The sequence below is a fragment of the Occultella glacieicola genome, from assembly GCF_004353825.1.
In the GTDB taxonomy this organism is placed as follows: domain Bacteria; phylum Actinomycetota; class Actinomycetes; order Actinomycetales; family Beutenbergiaceae; genus Occultella; species Occultella glacieicola.
In genome coordinates this window covers 501,826-516,457 of record NZ_SMNA01000002.1, presented here as the reverse complement: position 1 = coordinate 516,457, position 14,632 = coordinate 501,826, and the positions used below count along the sequence as shown (strand labels likewise).

The following is a 14,632-nucleotide window of genomic DNA, read 5'->3' as shown; positions in this document are numbered from 1 at the left end:
ACGACGCCGAACGGCCCGACGAGTTCGGATCCGTCGAGTGTGGATCCACCGGAACCGGGCTGGAACCTGGTCGACTGGGTCGAACTGCCCGGTGGCCTGTGGGTGATCGCCTCCGATGACGAAGGTCGGGCGGCCTTCAGCCCGGGCGGCGCGACACAGATCGGCGGCGACTTCTACGCCGACCTGGTTGCCTACGACGTTCCGGCCGGCGAGCAGTTGTGGGCTCTCGAGAACGTCCGGGCGGAGGTCATGAACGCGAGCGCCGAGAGCGCGGGTGAGGTGGTCGTCGCGGTCCTGCACGAGGATGCCGGCGATCTGCTCGTCGGGACGGACTGGCAGACCGGCGAACCTCGCTGGCAGGTGCCCGTCGCGGAGCTGGGCATCTGCCCGGAGTTCGTGATCTCGCCGCTCACGAACGCCGAGGTCGTCGCCCTGCGGGCGTCGGCGCCCGCCTGTGCCGAGGACCCGGGCCCGTCGGTGCTCACCCTCGATCCGCTCACCGGGCAGGTCCGTGCGGCGCGGCTCGACCTCCCCGGGGCCGCCTGGGTCTCGGAGGCGGGCAGCGAGTTCTGGGCGGTCGCCACCGACGACGACGCCGGCCTGACGGCAGCCAGGTTCGATCCGGTGACCGGGGAACGGGAAACCGTGTCATTGCCGTGGTCGCAGGAGTCGGTGTCCGGGGTGCGCGCCGACGCGGCGCCGTGGTACTGGATCTGGCCGTTCGACGCCGAGACGGCGGTGATCGTCGTCTCGACCGGTGACGGTCGGGCGCGGATCCTGATGGACTGGGACTCCGGCACCGTGTCCGAGTTCACCGGGGCGCCGGAGTGCTTCGGCGACCGGCAGTCGCTCAATGATCCGGCCGGGCGGACCTGCCTGGCCGACGCCGGCATCGACGGCACCGGGGGCGTCTCCTCGTTCTCCTACGACGGCGAGCGGTACTGGGAATTGCCGGCCGGCGCCCATGCCGGCTTCTCGGTGGACGGCGACTCGCGGATGGCGGTCTTCGATCGGCCGATGGAGGTCTCGGGATGGCTGGTCTCGAGCGGCGACGACCTGCTCAGCCTCATGGCCCGGACCCAGGAGCGGCCCGTGTGGGTGGTCGGCGCGGGAGAGGGCTCGGGCGCCGTGGGCTACGGCTACCTCGCGGGCGTCGACACCCTGGTCGCCCTCGTCGAGAGTGGGCCGGACACGACGACGATCCTCTCGGTCGACGCCTCGACCGGTGCGGAGATCGACCGCCGGGTCGAGGAGCCGATGTGGTTCACGAGCACCGACACGGCGGTCGTGGCGACCAACACCGAACGCACGCTGGTGCGGATGGCGCGGCTGGAGCAGCGCTGAGGAGCCGCCGTCGTCACGATTGGGTATCGGTTGCGTCGAAGGGCGGCGCAACCGCGGGCGGCCTGACACTCTCACCGTAGACGGCGCGGTCGCGCCGGCTTCAGGGGCTAGGGCGGTGGGGACCGCCAGATGAGGGGGCGCCGACGTGGGCGCATTGAGAAAGGGATCGACGCGGCGACGGGGCGTTCGGGGACGTCTCGGAGTGGCCGTGACCGGTATCGCCGCAGCGGCACTGCTCGTGGCCGGTTGCGGTGCCGGTGCCGAGGGACAGGAGCCGCCGGGCAGCGCGGATCAGACGAGTACCGAACCGAGCCCGGCACCGTCCGACCCGAGCTCGGAGCCGTCCGAGCCGAGCACGGAGCCGACCGAGCCGCCGGAGCCCGACGCCGTGCTCGGGGACTGGGTCGAGCTGCCGCCGAACATGTGGCTGGTCGCCTCCGACGACGAGGGCCGGGCCGCCTTCAGCGTCGGTGAGACCTGGTTCGCCGGCGAGTCGCTCTACGGCGACCTGGCCGCCTACGACGTGACCACGAGCGCGCAGATCTGGGCGCTGGAGGGCGTGCGCCAGTACGCGCTGCTCGCCCGCGTCGAGAGCACGGGCACGGCGGTCGTGTCGGTCGTGGCCGACGACGGCGGAGACCTGCTTGTCGCCACGGAGTGGGCCACCGGGCAGCCGCGCTGGCAGGTGCCGATCGCGGACCTGGACATCTGCCCGTCGTTCGACATCTCACCGCTCACCGGCGCCGACGTCGTGGTGCTGAGCGCGTCGGCCTCCCAGTGTGGGACGGACTCGGGTGCGGCCGTGCTGACCCTGGATGCGGCGACCGGGGCGCAGCTCGCCCCGCTCGACCTGCCCGGCTCGGTCTGGCCGGTCGTGGTCGGGGACGAGATCTGGGCCGTGGCCACCGACGGCACCGACCTGACCGCGGCCAGGTTCGACCCGGTTAGCGGGGACACCGCGACCGTTTCGGTCCCATGGTCGGACCCCTCCGTCGCCGCCATCAGCAACGACGACCCCCTCGCCACGCACTGGATCGAGAAGTTCGATGACGGCGTGGCCGCCATCGGCGTCTGGAGTGGCTCGACCGTGCCCGATGGCCGGATCCTGCTGGACTGGGACACCGGGGTCGCGTCCGAGTTCACCGGTGCACCGGACTGCTTCCACGAATGGGTCGCGCTGAACGACCCGGCCGGCCGCACCTGCCTGGCCGGCGTCGTGGCCGACGACGGCCTCGACGGTGGCGTCGCCTCGGTGTCCTACGACGGCGAGCGGTACTGGGAGATCCCGGACGCGCAGGCCGGGTTCGTCGTGGACGGCTTCGCCGCGATGGACGTGTTCGACCGGCCCATGGAGAGCTCGGGCTGGCTCGTCTCCGCCGGGGACGACCTGCTCACCCTCATGGCCCGGACCTCGGACGAACCACTGTGGGTCGCCGGAGCGGGCGAGGGATCCGGAGCGATCGGATACGGGTATCTCGCCGCCGTGGACGTCGTGGTGGCGAGAGTCCAGCAGGGGCCGGGTCCCGCCGACAACCTCGTGCTCGCGCTCGATGCGTCCACCGGGGCGGAGCTCGACCGGCTGACCGTCGGCCCGTTGATGCTCCTCGCGACCGACACGGCCGTCGGTCTGTCCGGCGAGGACGCGACCCTGGTGCGGATGGTCCTGCCGGGCTGAACCACGGCCGACGGCGCGGCGGCGCACCCTGGGTGCACCGCCGCGCCGTCGGGCCGGTTCGCCTTCCTCGTGGCGGTCAGCCGACCGGGATGCTCGCCGGCACCTGCTCCTGCGCGGCGGCCGTGAACGGGGCGACGTCCTGGGTGCAGGTCGCGCCGTCGGTGGCCTCGAGATCGATCAGATAGTCGGTGATCGCTGCGTTCGCACAGGCGCTCGGGGTGGCCAGGGTGGTGTGACCGTAGCCCTCGACGGTGAGCATCCGGGCGTCGTTCCACAGGTCCGCGTACGGCTCCGTGAACGCGTACGGGGTGGCCGGGTCGTACCGGGTGCCGATGACCAGCACCGGGGCGTCGGTGTCCTGCTCCCACGGGCCCGCGTACCGGTCCTCGTCGGCCACCGGGATGGACTCGCACTGCACGCCGGCCCAGGCCCGGGCGGTGCCGAAGTGCGGTGCCTGCGCCTCCTCCGCGGCCGCCTGCGCCGGGTAGTCGGCCGCGGTGCCGGGGTGCTCCGCGTCGACGCACATGCTCGCGAGCGCGCCGCCCATGGAGGGGTAGTCCTCGAGGATCCCGACCCGGCGGAGCAGGTCCTGGATCGAGTCGTTCCCGAGTGCGTCCGGCGGTGCTGACAGGGTGGCCGCCTGGTCGGGTACCGGGACGAGGGAGGCCATCGCGGCGGCGAGATCCGCCCAGCCGGCCGGGGCGTACAACGACGAGAAGATCGTCGCGACGGCGTCGTCGTAGCCGATGGTGATCGTGGTTCCGTCCTCCAGTGGCACCTCGGCCGGCTCGGCCCGCAACTGCGCGAACAGGTCCTCCATCACCTGCTCCGGGTCGCCGAGGGCGGCCAGGGCGCAGCCCTGCTGGCCCGCCTCGGCGCACAGCCTCAGGAACTCGGCGTACGCCTCGCTCGCGGCGGGGGCCTGGCCGATCCGGCGCCCGAGGGTCCGGTCATCATCCAGACCCACGTAGGCCTCGGGGTCCCAGGTGCCGTCCAGCACCATGGCCCGGATCCGGTCCGGGAACAGCGCGCCGTAGGTGGCACCGATGTGGGTGCCGTAGGAGTAGCCGAGGTAGTTCAGTTCCTGATCGCCCACCGCCTGGCGCAGCAGATCCATGTCCCGGGCCACGTTGGCCGAGGAGGACGTGGCGATCCGGTCCCCGGAGATCGCCGTGCACGAAGCCCCCGCCACGGCCCAGGCACCGATGTACCGGGCCTCCTCGTGCGGACCGACCGGGAACGACTCCACGTTCGCGGCCCATCGCGCTTCCGCGTCGGCGTTGCGGAAGCAGGTCACCGGGTCGGACAGCCCGACGCCACGCGGGTCGAAGCCGATGATGTCGAACCGGGCCCGCAGGTCGGGGCCGTAGCCGTCGGGCCCGAGGGCGTGCAGGCTCGCGACGCCGGAACCGCCCGGTCCGCCGAAGTTCAGGAACAGTGACCCGATCCGCTCGTCGGGGTCGGTGGCGGGGAGCCGGGTCAGGGCGATCGTGGTGGTCGCGCCCTGCGGGTCGTCGTAGTCGCTGGGCACCTCGGCACTGGCGCACTCGAAGCCCTCGAGGCCTTCGCCGCAGCCGACCCAGTCGAGTTCCGGGACCGGGGCGTCGACCTGTGCGGCGCCGACCGGGGGCGCGGCCTCGGTGGCACCGGCCGTGCCCATGGGCGGTGCCGCTCCGGCGGCGGTGGCGCTGCCGATCAGGAGCCCCGCGGTGGCCAGGACGGCGATCGCGGCGGCGCGTGGTCGTGGTGGTCTGAGATCCCTTGTGATCTGAGTCATACGTCCTTGCTAACAGGGCCACCGGGGCGGGGCAACGGCTGACGGCCACTTCGGGGCAAGGTTCCACCGAGCGGAGGACGTGCGGGAGTTCCGGCCTCCGCCGGGCGGGGGAGAGCGCTCGTCCGTAGGGACCGGATGTGGTCGGCATTGCTGCGGTGGCCTGCCGCGTCTGCGAGGGTGATGGGGCGACGAAGACCTTGACGACGGGGGAGGACCATGTCGACCACGCACGCCGCCGCCCGTGGCGCGGGCCGGGCCGGAGGTCGTCTGCTCGCGACCGTCGGGACGGCCCTGGTGCTCCTGGCGGCCGGTTGCGCGGACTCCGACCCGCAGGAGCCGGATCCCGTCACCGACGTCGGCTCGACCACGCCGGGCGAGGAGACGGAGACCTCGGGGAGCGCGGATCCGACGGCCCCGACCATCGGCGACTGGATCGAGGTGCCGTCCGGGTCGGTCGTGCTCGCCTCCACCGTCGGCATCGCGGTACTCGCGGTCGGTGAGGCGCAGCCGGTCGACGACGGTCCGGACATCGGCGGTGAGGTCACCACCACCCGCGACGTCGCCGCCTACGACGCCAGCGGGGCCGTGCTCTGGGAGTTCCCCGGGGTGATCGAGGACTACTACGACCCGACCGTGCTGGCCACCACCGCCGGCGTCGCGCTCCTCTCCCCGGAGGCCGGGAGTACCCGGGTGACGCTGCTCGACTGGGCCAGCGGCGAGGAGCGCTGGAGCCTGGGCCCGGACGAACTCGGCGGTTGCCGGCCGTGGCGGTTCGTCGACCTGCCCTCCGCGGAGACCATCGCGCTCACCGCGGACGGTCCGCCCTGCGAAGGCACCGAACCCGACCGGGCCGGGGTGGTCACCCTCGACGCCGCCACCGGCGCGACCCGCGAGGAGCACCTTCCCAGCGCCGGGACCGTCACCACCGCGCTCGCCCCGGCGACCGGCGAGGTCTGGAGCGTCGAGATCACCGACTCCGACCTGACCGTGCAACGCTTCGACCCCGCGGGCGGCGCCGTGGACGCCCGCGAGTTCGGGTGGGACGCCGAGCACGCGGAGGAGTTGCGCCCGGTCAACGCCTACGAGCACAGCCGTGTCGAGCAGGTCGGTCCCGACCTCGCCGTGGTCCAGCGCTGGGGCGAGGAGGGCCTGCTCGCCTCCTACGTGCTGGACTGGACCGCGGAGATCCCGGAGTTCACCTCGGGCGACCTGGTCGGACCGTGCTTCGGGGACTCGCTCGCCGCCCGCGATGTGGCGGTGGGCGGGTGTCTCGCCCAGGACCTCACCGTGGCGGATCCGCCGCTGGCCTCGCTCGGGTTCGACGGCACCACCCGGTGGGAACTGCCCGGCAGCGCCGGCCTGTCGATGGAGGTGCCGGCCCGGGTGGCCCCGGTGCCGGTGGGCCCGGGGCCGACCCAGGAACAGGCCGAGGAACAGGCCGAGGAGCAGGCCTGGGTGATCTCCACCGGGTCGGACCTGCTCACCGCCGTCGGGGTGGAGAGCGGTGAGCCGCTGTGGACGGTCGGTGCCGACGAGGGGGCCGGGGAGCTCAGTCAGGGTTATCTCGCCGAGGGTGGTGTGCTCGTCGCGGCCGTCACCGGGCCCGACGGCACCGGTCAGGTGGTCCGCGTCGACGTCGGCACCGGCGCCGAGGTCGACCGGCGCGAGTACCCCGGTGGCTGGGTCTCCAGCACCCCGACGGCCGCCGTCGTGACCGGAGCCGACGGGGCGCTGCTGACGATCGTCACCGGGTCCGCGGGCTGAGCCTGTCGAACGCGTACTCGGCGGATCGGCGCACCGCCGGGTGCGTTCCCGTGGAAACGCGGACGTTCGCCCTAGGCTCGGGCCGTAGGACGCCCGAGGTGGACCGGAGGGGAACGTGAGCGTTGACGCGCCCAGCGCGCAGGGCCGAGCACAGGCCGACTCGCCCGACCCCGGCGACCCCGCGCAGGCGCTGCGGACCGGCCGGATCGACGGCCTCGACGGCGTCCGGGCCCTGGCGATCATCGCCGTCCTGATCTTCCACCTGCGCCCGCTGAGCCTGCCCGGCGGCTACCTCGGCGTCGACGTCTTCTTCGTGATCTCCGGATTCCTGATCACCACCCTGCTGGTGCGGGAGCTGCGGGCCGACCGGCGGGTCGACCTGCGGCGGTTCTGGACCCGGCGCGCGCGCCGGCTGCTACCCGCCCTCGTGGTCGTGGTGTTCGCCACGGTGTCACTGGCCCTGATCGCCGGCGAGGACCTGCTCGTCAACATCGGCAGGCAGGTGCTCGGTGCCCTGACGTTCTCCAACAACTGGCTGGAGATCGGAGCCGGCTCCAGTTACTTCAACGCCACCGCACCGCAGTTGTTCGTGAACTTCTGGTCGCTGGCCGTGGAGGAGCAGTTCTACCTGTTCTGGCCGCTTCTGTTCCTGGTCATGATGGGTATCACCCGCACCGGACGCCAGCGCGTGGGGCTCCTGCTCGCGCTCGCGACCGCCTCCGCCGTCGCGATGGCGGTGCTGTACACCCCGGGCCAGGACGCTACCCGCGTGTACTACGGCACCGACACCCACGCGTTCGGCCTGATGATCGGCGCCGCCCTCGCGGTCAGCGCGGCCGGGGAGTCGGCGAACCTGCTCGCGACCAGGTTCTGGCGGCGGGGCCGGGTGGTCATCGCCCTGGCCGCGCTGGCCGGCCTGATCGCGCTGATGCTCTGGCTGGACCCCGACAACCCGATCGCCTACCGCGGCGGCATCGTGGCGGCGGCCCTGCTGACCGCCGCGATCGTCGGTGCGCTGCCCGGGCCCCGCACCGTCCTGACCGTGGTGTTCTCGCTGCGTCCGCTCGCCTGGATCGGGGAACGCTCCTACGGCATCTACCTGTGGCACTGGCCCGTGATCCTGCTGATCGCCGCCATCACGCCCCGGGTCGGCGTGGACACCGCCGGGCACTGGGTGCAGCGCGCACTGGCCGTGCTGGTGACCCTCCTGATCGCCGGCGCCTGCTACCGGTGGATCGAGAACCCGATCCGCGAACTGGGGTTCGCCGAGGCCACCCGCCGGGCTCTCGACGCGATCGGGGCCCCGGGCCGGCTCACCCTCCCGCGCGTCGGCGTGGTCGCGAGCCTGGCCTGCGTCTCGATGTTCACCGCGGCGCTCGCGACCGCACCGGACCGCTCCCAGGTGGAGATCGCCATGGCCGACGCGGCCACGGTCGTCGAGGACGCCGGTGCCGCAGACGACGGCGCGGTCGTGGATCCGGCCGCCGACGCGGGGCCGACGGCGGCCGGCGGGTCGGCCGCGGACGGCACCGACACCGGGGGCGCCGAGGCACCGGCCGACGAGCCCGCGCCGTCGGGCGGCGCACCGACCGAGACCGCACCGACCGAGTCCGCACCGACCGAGACCGCACCGACCGAGGACCCGACCCAGCCCGCCGGGGTGACCGGGGAACAGATCACGGCGTTCGGCGACTCGATGCTGTACGTGGCCGCACCCGGGCTGACGGCCGACCTGCCCGGCATCGGCATCGACGCGAAGTCCAACCGGCAGTGGCCGGACGTCCTCGCCGCGATCCAGGCCGCCGTCGAGGCCGGCACGGTCCGCGAGTACGTCGTCATCGCCGCCGGCACGAACGCCGGCGTGCGGGACCCGGACCTCGTCCGCCAGGCCCTCGACCTGCTCGGGCCCGACCGGTCCGTCGTGCTGGTCAACATCTACGGGTCCAGCACCTGGGTGCCGGAGTCCAACCAGAACCTCGCCGACCTCGCCGCCGAGTACCCGAACGTCGCCGTCGCGGACTGGAACGCCGCGGCCACCGCCCACCCCGAACAGCTCCAGCCGGACCTGATCCACCCGAACATGGACGGCATGTACCTCTTCTCCGACGTGGTCCGGGCCGCCCTCGCGACCCTGACGGACTGACCCCGCACGGGACCGCCCCACGTCGGGCGCCCGACGCGGTGCACGGTACAGTTCAAGGGAAAAGTCTCGATGTCGAGGCATCCGATCACAGCGGGCAATAGAAGGGCGCAACGCAGGTGGACCTGTTCGAGTACCAGGCACGAGATCTGTTCGAGAAGCACGGCGTACCCGTGCTGGGCGGCATCGTCGCCACCACCCCCGAGGAGGCCAGGGCCGCGGCGGAGCAGTTGCTCGGCGACTCCGGCGGCGTCGTGGTCGTCAAGGCGCAGGTGAAGATCGGCGGCCGCGGCAAGGCGGGCGGCGTCAAGGTGGCGAAGTCCGCGCAGGAGGCGGCCGACCGCGCCTCGGAGATCCTCGGGATGGACATCAAGGGGCACACCGTGCACCGGGTGATGATCGCCGCGGGCGCGGACATCGCGGAGGAGTACTACTTCTCCGTGCTGCTGGACCGTTCCGAGCGCCGGTACCTGGCGATGGCCAGCGTCGAGGGCGGCATGGAGATCGAGGAACTCGCGGTCGAGCGTCCGGAGGCGCTGGCCCGGGTGCCCGTCGACCCGCAGGTCGGGATCGACCAGGCCAAGGCCGACGAGATCGTCGCCGCCGCCGGCTTCGCACCGGACGTCGCGCCGAAGGTGGCCGCGGCCATCCAGAAGCTCTGGACCGTCTACCGCGAGGAGGACGCCACGCTCGTCGAGGTGAACCCGCTGGTCAAGACGGGCGCCGGCGACGTCGTCGCCCTCGACGGCAAGGTCACCCTGGACGCGAACGCCGACTTCCGGCACCCCGACCACGCCGAGCTCGAGGACAAGGCCGCCGCGGACCCGCTCGAGGCGAAGGCCAAGGCCGCGGGCCTCAACTACGTCAAGCTCGACGGCGAGGTGGGCATCATCGGCAACGGTGCGGGTCTGGTGATGAGCACCCTGGACGTGGTCGCCTACGCCGGCGAGGCGCACGGTGGCGTCAAGCCCGCCAACTTCCTCGACATCGGCGGCGGCGCCTCGGCGGCGGTGATGTCCGCCGGGCTCGACGTGATCCTGAACGACCCGCAGGTCAAGAGCGTGTTCGTGAACGTCTTCGGCGGCATCACCGCCTGTGACGAGGTCGCTCGGGGCATCGTGCAGGCGCTGGAGATCCTCGGCGACAAGGAGAACAAGCCGCTCGTGGTCCGCCTCGACGGCAACGCGGTCGAGGAGGGCCGAGCGATCCTCGCCGAGGCCGCCCACCCGCTGGTCACCGTCGTGGACACCATGGACGGCGCCGCCGACAAGGCCGCCGAACTGGCGAACAGCTGAGCACCCGAGAACCTACGAGACGCAGAAGAGACAACTGAGAACATGGCGATCTTCCTCAACGAGACCTCGAAGGTCATCGTCCAGGGCATGACCGGCTCCGAGGGTCAGAAGCACACCACCCGGATGCTGGCCTCCGGCACCACCGTCGTCGGCGGCGTGAACCCGCGCAAGGCCGGCACCACGGTCGACTTCGACATCGACGGCACCACCACCTCCGTGCCCGTGTTCGGCACGGTGGCCGACGCCGTCGCCACCACCGGCGCCGACGTGTCGGTGATCTTCGTCCCGCCCGCGTTCACCAAGGATGCGGTGATCGAGGCCATCGACGCCGGCGTGCCGCTCGTGGTCATCATCACCGAGGGCGTGCCGGTCGACGACACGGCGGTCTTCTACAACTACGCGGCCAGCAAGGGCGTGCGACTGGTCGGCCCGAACTGCCCCGGCCTGATCAGCCCCGGACGCTCGAACGTCGGCATCATCCCGGCGAACATCGCCGGCGCCGGCCCGATCGGGCTCGTCTCCAAGTCCGGGACGCTCACCTATCAGATGATGTACGAACTGCGGGACTTCGGGTTCTCCACGGCCATCGGCATCGGCGGCGACCCGGTCATCGGCACCACCCACATCGACGCCCTCGAGGCGTTCGAGGCGGACCCGGAGACGAAGGTCATCGTCATGATCGGTGAGATCGGTGGCGACGCCGAGGAGCGTGCCGCGGCGTTCATCGCCGAGAACGTGACCAAGCCGGTGGTCGGCTACGTGGCCGGCTTCACGGCCCCCGAGGGCAAGACGATGGGGCACGCCGGCGCGATCGTCTCCGGCTCCTCCGGCACCGCCGAGGCCAAGAAGGTGGCCCTCGAGGCTGCCGGTGTCAAGGTCGGCAAGACCCCGAGCGAGACCGCCGGGTTGGTGCGGAGCCTGCTCGGCGGCTGAGCCTGCGGTCTGGGTGGGTCCGCGTGGGTGCCGGGTCGGCGACGGCCCGCACCCACCGGATCCACCCGGACCGTCCCATTTCCCCTGCCCTTTCATTTATAACAGAGTTCGCGCCGCCTCATGAGGGGCGAATTTCCGATCTAAGGTGACCAACCTCAGATTGGAGTGACGGGCATGAATCCCCTGCGTACCAGCGCTTTCGACCTCTCCGACCACCTCACCGCGAAGGCGGACCCGACCCTCATCGGGGCCGACGAGCACCACTTCGCCGCGATCGAGGCGAGTCTCGCCGAACAGATCGCGGAACTCACCGACCGGCTCGACACCACCCGCCGCGCACCCGGCGGCAGCGGCCAGGCCGCCCTCGAGCGGGATCAGGAGATCCACCGACTCACCGCCCGACTGCGGCTGCTGCGCCGGTTCGGGCTCGACCTGTGCCTCGGGCGCATGGTCGCCACCGGTGACACCGCCGGCACCGACGGCGATGGGGGCACGGTGTACGTGGGCCGGCTCGGCCTGACCGACAGCACGGGCCGCCGGCTGCTCGTCGACTGGCGCTCGCCCGCCGCCGAGCCGTTCTTCGGGGCCACGCACGCCAACCCGATGGGCCTGGCGAGCCGCCGTCGCTACCGCTGGACCGGCGGCCGTATCACCGACTACTGGGACGAGGTGTTCGCGAGTGACGACTGGTTCTCGGCGGCCGGACGTGAGAGCTACCCCGCCCTCGATGACCAGTCCGCCTTCATCGCCAGCCTCGGCAGCACCCGGTCGCCGCGGATGCGGGACGTGCTGGGCACGATCGCGGCCGACCAGGACGCGATCATCCGGGCCGGCTCCGACGGCGGGCTCGTCGTCGACGGCGGGCCCGGCACCGGCAAGACGGTGGTCGCCCTCCACCGCACCGCGTACCTGCTCTACGCCGACCCCCGGCTCGGGCACCGGCGCGGCGGTGTGCTCTTCGTGGGCCCCCACCAGCCCTACCTGGCCTACGTCTCCGACGTGCTGCCCAGCCTCGGCGAGGAAGGGGTGCGAACCGCGACGATCCGCGACCTCGTCCCCGAGGGTGCCTCGACCCGGCCGGAAGCGGACCCGGAGGTGGCCCGTCTGAAGTCCTCCGCCCAGATCGTCGGTGGGATCGAGCGAGCCATCGCGTTCTATGAGCAGCCCCCGAGCGAGCACCTCGACCTGGACACGGAGTGGGGCGACTTCCGGGTACGCCCGGAGGACTGGACCGAGGCATTCGCGGCGCGCGACGCGAGCACACCCCACAACGAGGTCCGCGAGGACCTCCTCGAGGAGCTGATCACGATCCTCCTCGACGGCTACGAGGGCGAGGACGACGTCGAGGCGGTGCGCGCCGCGCTGCGCCGCAACGGCGACCTGCGCGGCGCCCTCACCGAGGCGTGGCCGACGCTCGAGGCGGGGGACGTCGTCGGGGACCTCTGGTCCGTGCCCGCCTACCTGCGCCTGTGCGCCCCGTGGCTGAGCCGCGAGGAGATCCGGACCCTGCAGCGCGAGGACCCGCAGGCGTGGACCGAGGCCGATCTGCCGCTCCTCGACGCCGCCCGGCAGCGGCTCGGCGACCCGGAGGTGCTGCGCCGCCGCCGCCGGCGCGAGGCGGCCCTGGCCGAGCAGCGAGCGCACATGGACGACGTCGTCGACGACCTGATCGCGACCGACGACAGTGAGATGGGCGTCATGCAGATGCTGCGTTTGGACGACATGCGCGACAAACTCGTCGACTCCAGCGGGCTCGGCCGGGACGCCGTCGGCGACCCGCTCGCGGGCCCGTTCGCGCACATCGTCGTCGACGAGGCGCAGGAACTGACCGACGCCCAGTGGCAGATGCTGCTGCTGCGGTGTCCGTCCCGCAGCTTCACGGTGGTCGGGGACCGGGCTCAGGCCCGGCACGGCTTCACCGAGTCGTGGCTCGAGCGACTGGAGCGGGTCGGGCTCACCCGGCTCGACCTGGCCACCCTGACCATCAACTACCGCACGCCCGAGGAGGTCATGGTGGAGGCCGAACCGGTGATCCGCGCGGCCCTACCCGACGCGAACGTGCCCACCTCGGTGCGCAGCACCGGAACACCCGTGCGCCACGCCCGCACCGGGGAGCTCGACGCGATCCTGGACGCCTGGCTCACCGAGCACGACGAGGGGATCGCCGCCGTGATCGGCAGCCCGATGCCACTCGACACGGGCCGGGACCGGGTCCGGGCGCTCACCCCGGAGCTGGCGAAGGGCCTCGAATTCGACCTGGTGGTCCTCGTCGACCCGGAATCGTTCGGCACCGGCATCGAAGGTGCCGTCGATCGGTATGTGGCCATGACCAGGGCCACCCAGGAGCTCGTGATCCTGACGAGTTCGTGACCCCTCCCGCGCGCCGCCCCGGCTCGCGGGCCGTCTCGGGCGACCATGGGAGGCGATGAGTACCACCACCCGCCCGCCGACGATCCCACCGCGCGTCATCGAGCACGAGGCGTACGGCGGTCGGTCCCGCCCGGCGTTCCGGATGCCGGAGCATTCGGTGCGCGGGCTGCTCGCGGGGGCCGAGGCGGCCGGTTTCGGGTGGTTGGTGCTGGTGATCCCCGCCGTCGCCGCGTATGTGGCGACCGCGGCGTCGCCCGCGCTCGGGGAGGCCGGCTGGCTGGAGGCGGCCCGGATCGGCACCGCGGCCTGGCTCCTCGGCCACGGGGCGCTGGTGCAGGTCGCGGGATTCCAGCTCAGCCTCGTTCCGCTCGGGGTCACCGCACTGGCGGTGTTCCTGATGTCCGCCGCCGTCCGCCGGGCGCAGCTCACCGGGTGGACCGCCCTGATGGTTGCCGCCGGCACCTACGTCGCCGGCACCGGTCTGCTGGTCGCATTCGCGGGGGTCGACGGCGGAGCCCGGGCTCTCGGGGGCGCGCTCGCCGTGGCGGTGGTCGGGTCACTGCTCGGCCAACGCGGCCGATACCCGCGGCTACCGGCCGGCCCGGCCCGGGCGCTGGACCACATCCCCGACGCCTTCGTGCTCGGGTTGCGCGCCGGGGTCCGGATCCTGGTCGCACTCGTGCTGGTGGCACTGGTCGCGGTGGTGGCTGCGGTGGTCATCTCGTTCGAGGCGATCCTCGAGCTCCACGCCGGGCTGCACACCGACGGCGTGAGCACCGTGGTCGCTGTGTTCGCCCAGCTCCTGCTCCTGCCGACCCTGATGATGTGGGCGCTCGCCTATCTGGCCGGGCCCGGGTTCGCGGTGGGGGAGGGCACGGCGTTCACGCCCTCCGGCATCGACGCGGGCCCGCTCCCGGTGGTCCCGGTGCTCGGCGCGCTCCCGGAGCCGGGCAGCCTCCTCGGGGAGCTCGGCATCGTGGTGGTGCTCGGCGTCCTCGTCGGTGCAGCCGCCGGCTGGTGGCTGCACCGCGCGGCACCCACCGCGGGCCTGCTCGGTTCGCTGGCGGCCGTCGTGGTCGCCGCGACCCTCACGGCAGCGGTCGTGGGGGCCGCGGTCGTGGCCGGGTCGGGCGGGATCGGGCCCGGCCGGATGGCGGTCGTCGGAGCCGAGGCGCTTCCGGTCGCCGTGGCCGTCGGCTGGCAGACGCTGCTCGGAGCGGGTGCGGTGGTCACCCTCAGCCACCCGGCCACGGCCCGTGCCGTCGGGTGGATCCGCACGACGGTGCGGTCCTGGTGGGGCGAGGTCCGGCCGGACGAGCGGCCCTGATCCACGG

9 protein-coding genes are annotated in these 14,632 nt (G+C 72.6%); 8 read left to right on the top strand and 1 reads right to left on the bottom strand.

Annotated features, from left to right (window positions below; genetic code table 11):
* Positions 1 to 39: 39 nt before the first annotated feature.
* Positions 40 to 1,344 carry a hypothetical protein gene (locus tag EXU48_RS24430; RefSeq protein WP_165962688.1) on the top strand — a complete coding sequence of 435 codons (1,305 nt, stop codon included), beginning with the start codon at positions 40 to 42 and terminating at the stop codon, positions 1,342 to 1,344.
* A gap of 208 nt (positions 1,345 to 1,552) precedes the next feature.
* Positions 1,553 to 3,019, top strand: a complete 1,467-nt coding sequence (locus EXU48_RS05255; protein ID WP_133106518.1) for a hypothetical protein — start codon at positions 1,553 to 1,555, stop codon at positions 3,017 to 3,019.
* Between the two features lie 76 nt (positions 3,020 to 3,095).
* On the opposite strand, the gene EXU48_RS05250 is transcribed toward EXU48_RS05255, so the two are convergent.
* Positions 3,096 to 4,796 (bottom strand): alpha/beta hydrolase, encoded by a 1,701-nt coding sequence (locus EXU48_RS05250; protein ID WP_133106517.1) that lies wholly within the window; start codon positions 4,794 to 4,796, stop codon positions 3,096 to 3,098.
* A 216-nt stretch (positions 4,797 to 5,012) separates the two neighbouring features.
* Here EXU48_RS05250 and EXU48_RS05245 point away from each other — a divergent pair, with 216 nt between their 5' ends.
* From EXU48_RS05245 to EXU48_RS05220, 6 genes are all read left to right on the top strand, one after another.
* On the top strand, positions 5,013 to 6,560 hold the full coding sequence (locus EXU48_RS05245) for a hypothetical protein (RefSeq protein ID WP_133106516.1): 1,548 nt from the start codon (positions 5,013 to 5,015) through the stop codon (positions 6,558 to 6,560).
* A gap of 115 nt (positions 6,561 to 6,675) precedes the next feature.
* Complete coding sequence (locus tag EXU48_RS05240; protein WP_133106515.1) at positions 6,676 to 8,703, top strand: acyltransferase family protein; 2,028 nt, start codon at positions 6,676 to 6,678, stop codon at positions 8,701 to 8,703.
* 116 nt (positions 8,704 to 8,819) lie between these two features.
* Positions 8,820 to 9,995, top strand: coding sequence for an ADP-forming succinate--CoA ligase subunit beta (gene sucC / locus EXU48_RS05235; RefSeq protein ID WP_133106513.1), 1,176 nt, complete (start codon positions 8,820 to 8,822; stop codon positions 9,993 to 9,995).
* A gap of 42 nt (positions 9,996 to 10,037) precedes the next feature.
* Entirely contained in the window at positions 10,038 to 10,928 is an 891-nt protein-coding gene (gene sucD, locus EXU48_RS05230; RefSeq protein ID WP_133106512.1) for a succinate--CoA ligase subunit alpha, read from the top strand.
* 174 nt (positions 10,929 to 11,102) lie between these two features.
* The gene (gene helR, locus EXU48_RS05225) at positions 11,103 to 13,298 is read left to right on the top strand and encodes an RNA polymerase recycling motor ATPase HelR (protein ID WP_133106511.1); all 2,196 of its coding nucleotides are present in this window, start codon (positions 11,103 to 11,105) and stop codon (positions 13,296 to 13,298) included.
* Positions 13,299 to 13,353: 55 nt separating this feature from the next.
* A complete protein-coding gene (locus EXU48_RS05220; RefSeq protein WP_133106510.1) occupies positions 13,354 to 14,625 on the top strand; it encodes a cell division protein PerM in 1,272 nt (423 codons plus the stop codon).
* Positions 14,626 to 14,632 lie beyond the last annotated feature (7 nt).